Annotated in this window: 1 protein-coding gene; it reads left to right on the top strand. The window is 45.5% G+C overall.

From position 1 onward, the window contains the following. Positions 1-737: AMP-binding protein (locus J3L16_RS15880; protein WP_207614041.1), on the top strand; the 737-nt coding region annotated here is incomplete at both ends.

Here is a 737-nt window from a genome sequence, read left to right as displayed (position 1 = left end):
AGCTTGTTTGAAGCTTCGACGGTAGCGCAAATCGCGCAATTGTTTGTTGCGTTGACTGAGCAAGTATTAGCGTCACCGGATGTCCCGTTAGCTCAATTATCATTACCAGTGCACAGTGAAAGCCAAGGTAAAGGAGTTGATTTCTCATATGATAATGTCTTGTCATTGTTCCAAAGCAGTGTTGAGCGTCATGGCAATGCAATTGCGGTTACTGATGGTGACAATAGTCTATGTTATGAAGCATTGGATGCACGTGCAACTGCGTTAGCAGGGCAGCTACAAGCTCATGGCGTTAGTCATGGCGACTGTGTAGGTATTCTTGCAGAGCGTAGTTGTGACTTTGTGGTTGGGATATTAGCGGTATTAAAATCAGGCGGAATGTACTTACCGTTAGACAGTAAGCAGCCGGCTCAACGCATGCAGTTTCAACTGATAGACAGTGCAGCCAAGGTGGTCTTAACGACAGTAGAGACGTCGGTCATGATGAGCGCTTTGCAGGCAGAGCAAAGGGCTTCGTACACACACCTTGAGCTTGAGCTTGTTGAAGGTTTAATGCGTGATAATACTGATTCAGCTCACAATGAAAAAGTAAGCGTTAATACAAGTCCCAAAAGCATCAACCATCCTTATACCCCCGTCAGTATTCATCCCTCTCAAGGTGCTTATATTATTTATACCTCGGGTACCACAGGTCAGCCTAAAGGGGTTGTGGTGACCCATCGAGGGTTAAGTAATTA

The sequence above is a fragment of the Alteromonas sp. 5E99-2 genome (genome assembly GCF_017368475.1).
Lineage (GTDB): Bacteria > Pseudomonadota > Gammaproteobacteria > Enterobacterales > Alteromonadaceae > Alteromonas_F.
This window is presented reverse-complemented; position numbering and strand designations above follow the sequence as displayed.